This is a genomic window from Pseudomonadota bacterium, from assembly GCA_039193195.1.
In the GTDB taxonomy this organism is placed as follows: Bacteria; Pseudomonadota; Gammaproteobacteria; order Steroidobacterales; family JBCBZW01; genus JBCBZW01.
Map to the genome: position 1 here is coordinate 1 of JBCCWS010000094.1, position 4,364 is coordinate 4,364.

Consider the following 4,364-nt stretch of genomic DNA (forward strand, 5'->3'; position numbering starts at 1 on the left):
ATCGACGATCTGCCGGATCTTGCGGATCGGATGGTCCTTAGGCACTCGCGATTCCAAGTCTACGTAGCTAAACATCACGGGTTGAGGGTCTTCTTCGCCGCGCACTTGCATCACCTGTTTGGCCGATGGGCTATTATCCCTTCAATCAGGCTTTTTCAACAGGCTGCTAGTGCTCGGATTAGGTAGCGCTTACGCTCAGTCGGAAGACGAGCGCGAGCAGAGCGCTGCGAACGGCGCCATTGAAGAGGTGGTCGCCATCGCCGTGGTAACGGCGAACCGCCGGGAACAGGATCTGCAGCAGGTCGGTATCTCTGCCGCCAGCTTCAGCGGTGAGCGGATCGAATCCGCCGGCATTACGGAAACGTCCGATCTCGGTCTGCTAACCACAGGCCTGATCGTGTCGGAGGCTGGTGGCTCGGAACTCTCTGGGAATGTCACTATCCGCGGCGTGTCGCAGAACGACTTCACGGGCCAGATCGAATCGCCCAACGCCTTCTATATCGACAATTTCTACCAGCCCGCGGCGTCCAGTGCTGTCCAGCAGCTGTACGACCTCAAGCGCGTCGAAGTCCTGAAGGGGCCGCAAGGCACGCTATTCGGCCGCAACGCCACGGGGGGCTTGCTCAACGTCTTCACCAATGACCCGACGCCTGAGCTCAGCGGACACCTGCAAGTGGGCACCGGCACGCGCGACAACTTCAATGTGACCGGCGCCATATCCGGTCCACTCAGCGATACGGTCACCGGGCGAATCGCAATCTACCGCAACACGCATGAGCCATACTACGAGAACATCACGGAGACCGGACCAGATCTCAACGGCGACGATACAGTGGCCTCCAGGGTCAAACTCTTCATTCAGCCGGAGAGCGGCCTGACGGTTAAGCTTGGCGCCGATTACTATCGAGCTGACTACAGAGGCACAGGTGGGGCACTGATCGTACCCGCGGCCCTCGATCCGGAGACCGGCCTCGGGTTCAATCTACCGCGCGACACGCCGTTTGCGCTCGCCCCCGATTTCGTTCAGACCGGCGAGGCCTTCGAAACCTCGGCCTCAATTCCGGGCGGTTACTTCCGCGAAGCGTGGGGGACAACCGCGGATATCTCTTATGATTTCGGTGGATTTTCCTTTCAGGCGCTCTCCAATTACTCCAGTGTGGTAACAGACTACATGGAGGATAACGACCAAACGCCGTTCGATACCGGCACCTTCGCCCAAGATTCCGACAGCGATCACTTCACGCAAGAACTGCGATTGTTGGGCAGCACGGACAAGCTCATCTGGAGCGCCGGCGTCTACTTCCTGCACATCGATGGGACCTACGGTAACCGCTTCAACTTCATTGCAGCGGACGCGGATCTCTCAACGATTTACAGCATCGAAACGCAGTCCTATTCTGCTTTCGGGCAGCTCACCTACGAGTTCAACGAGATGTTCGCGCTCACGGTCGGGGGGCGCGTGGTCTACGATACGCGGGACTACAACTACACCTTCTCTTGCCTCGGCGATCCCGCTGCTGGCTGCGCCGGCTTTGGCGGTCCCGGAACGATTGGTGAGGCTGCCCTGGCCAACCCGGGTGGCCTCAACGAGAGCGCGAATGAGACCGGTTGGACGGGGCGTGTCCAGCTCGATTTCAAGCCCAACGACGACGTCCTGCTCTACGCGTCTCTCAACCGCGGCTACAAGGGCTTTAACTTCAATGCGAACTTCGCCGGCAACGTGCCACTTGAGGGGCTCATACTAGACGGCGAAGAATTGCTCGCTTACGAACTAGGCGGCAAGTTTACGCTGTTCGATGGCATCGCAACGTTCAACGTGGCGGGCTACTACTACGACTACGAGAACTACCACGCCTTCGATCAGCGTGGCCTGAACTTCACGCTGTTCAACGCAGACTCGGAAGTCTCTGGCGTAGAGGCGGATTTAACCGTCACGCCAGGCGACGGCTGGACGATCGCCGCTGGCGCCAACTACATTTTCAAAGCCGATGTGTTCGAGGTGCCAATCGCCGACCAGCTCCTCACGCGCCGTGCTGCACAAACACCGGATATCGCAGGCAACGTGTCGATCCAAAAGGCCTTCGAAGCATCCGCCGGACGATTTACCGTGCAAGCAGCGATGGCCTTCTCTAGCGACTTTTTTTCATATCTCAGCAACGCCCCGAACACGCTCCTGCCGTCGTTCCAGAACTACAACGCCAGGATTGGCTTTGAGCCGCGGTCCATTCCAGCCCTGTCACTTGCAGTACACTGCACTAATTGCTCAAACAACCAGCGACCTAACTATGCGTTTGACCTTGCTGTCGCCGGATATACTGAGCTGAACTTTGCTAACCCGCGCGTCTTTGGTCTCGAAGCGCGAATGGAGTTCTAGCGCTTCCTTCCTGCCAGATATTTGCCGCATCGACCGGCTGGCACGAAGGCGCGGGGCTACGGAGTGCCCCGCTCGGGAGATCGCACGGATATGACAATGCGCGCGCCCACTGATCTGAAGACCCTTGTCCTTACCGGGGCGGGAGGGGGTATCGGCCGAGCGGTAGCGGAGCTGTTTCACGCTGCTGGCTACTCCCTTGTCCTCACGGATATCGACGCCGAGCGGCTAGGCGACCTTGGGCGCTCGCTCGATGCTACTAGTCGCGACGTCGTTTCGTTGGCCGGGGACTGCGCTGAGCCGGCGTTCGCTGACGAGCTGGCGGCGCTCGCGGCCGACACCTACGGCGGCATCGACGCGCTCGTTGTCACGGCCGGCGTCTACCTGGATCAACCGGTCGCGAGTATGAGTGATGAGCAGTGGCGTCACGTGATGGCTATCAATCTCGACGCTCCTTTCTATCTCATCCGGCGCGCGTTGCCGCATCTTCGCGACGACAGCGCCATCGTCAATTTGACGTCCATGGCCGCGCACCGTGGCTCGTTCTACAACTCGCACTACGGAAGCTCGAAGGGCGGCCTGCTGACCTTCACTCGCTCCCTTGCCCGCGAACTTGCGCCAAGGACGCGTGTCAACGCCGTCTCGCCCGGCATCATCGAGACGCCCATGACGACGGCGCTCATTGCAAAGAAGCGCGGCCAGGAGAGCATTGAGCAAGCCCCACTCGGTCGCCCTGGGCAGCCGTCCGAGGTCGCCAGCGTTGTGCGGTTTTTGTGCAGCGACGACTCGAGCTTCATCACAGGGGAGGTCATTCATGTGAATGGTGGCCTCTACATCGCCGGATGAGCCGCTCGAGCCGCATCGAGCACGTCGAGTCCATCGTGGCCGGCAATGCGCACTTCGTTCGCATCCGGACGGAAGCGGGGCTCGAGGGTGTCGGACAGTCGGCCTGCTGGGCCTATCCGAACGCGGTCGACGCCATAGTGGCGGCCCTGGTGCCCACCCTTCGAGGGCAGGACGCTGGACGAATCGAGCACATCTGGCAGTCCCTGTACCGGATTGGCCCCTTCCGCGGATCGGTGCTGGGCGGCGCGATCAGTGCGATCGACATCGCCTTGTGGGACATCAAGGGGCGCTCACTCGGCGTGCCCATTTGGGACCTTCTCGGCGGCAACTGCCGCGAGAGAATCCGACTCCATCTGCTGATCCTCGACGATCTGGAGCCTGGTGAGCTCGCCACAACTGCGCGCAAGGCAGTCGATGACGGTTTTACCGCCATCAAGTTCGATCCGATTCCGAACGACGGCGGGCTGTTGGGGCTGAATGCGCTCGTCAACGCGGTCAAGGAGCGCGTCAGTGCCGCCCGGGAGGCCGTCGGCCCCGAGGTGGACATCATCGTCGAGTTACATCGCAAGCTCACGCCGCTGCAAGCCATGCCTGTCCTGGCGGCGATCGCGCCCTTCCAGGTGCTCGCGAGCGAAGACCCGATTCAGATCGATAGCATTCAGTCTCAGGCCGAGCTCAGCCGACGTATGCCACAGCCGATGGCCAACGGCGAGCGGTTGAACACGATCTGGGAATTCAAGGAACTGTTGGCGCAGGGGGGCGCGCAGTTCGTACGCCCGGACTTGGGCCTGGCGGGTGGGATCAGCCACGTCAAGAAGATCGCAGCGATCGCTGAATCGCACCATGTCGCCGTGATGCCTCATAACTTTCTTGGGCCCGTGCTAACGGCGGCTTCTCTCCACATTGATGCCGCGATCCCCAACTTCGTGACCCAGGAGTATCCGCTCACCGATGAAACGGACTGGGTGCATGCGGTGAGCGGTCTGCCAAAGCGGGACGGAGGTTTCCTGCCGTTGCCCGAAGGGCCAGGCCTCGGCGTCGAATTGGCCGACCTTGAGGCGTTGGCACGGGTGTCGAGCCCAGGTTTACCGAGCGGCGTCGCGCTTCGAGCGGATGGTTCTGTCGCGGGCAGCGTGTAGGCGCGCTG

At 61.0% G+C, this 4,364-nt stretch carries 3 protein-coding genes; all 3 read left to right on the top strand.

Going from position 1 to position 4,364, the window contains the following annotated elements:
• Positions 1-169: 169 nt before the first annotated feature.
• The 3 genes from AAGA68_27180 (at position 170) to AAGA68_27190 (ending at position 4,356) form a co-directional block, all read left to right on the top strand.
• The gene (locus tag AAGA68_27180) at positions 170-2,374 is read left to right on the top strand and encodes a TonB-dependent receptor (protein MEM9388754.1); all 2,205 of its coding nucleotides are present in this window, start codon (positions 170-172) and stop codon (positions 2,372-2,374) included.
• A 96-nt stretch (positions 2,375-2,470) separates the two neighbouring features.
• Positions 2,471-3,217 carry an SDR family NAD(P)-dependent oxidoreductase gene (locus tag AAGA68_27185; GenBank protein MEM9388755.1) on the top strand — a complete coding sequence of 249 codons (747 nt, stop codon included), beginning with the start codon at positions 2,471-2,473 and terminating at the stop codon, positions 3,215-3,217.
• The gene (locus AAGA68_27190) at positions 3,214-4,356 is read left to right on the top strand and encodes a mandelate racemase/muconate lactonizing enzyme family protein (protein MEM9388756.1); all 1,143 of its coding nucleotides are present in this window, start codon (positions 3,214-3,216) and stop codon (positions 4,354-4,356) included. Before AAGA68_27185 ends, AAGA68_27190 begins: the two co-directional genes overlap by 4 nt.
• Positions 4,357-4,364 lie beyond the last annotated feature (8 nt).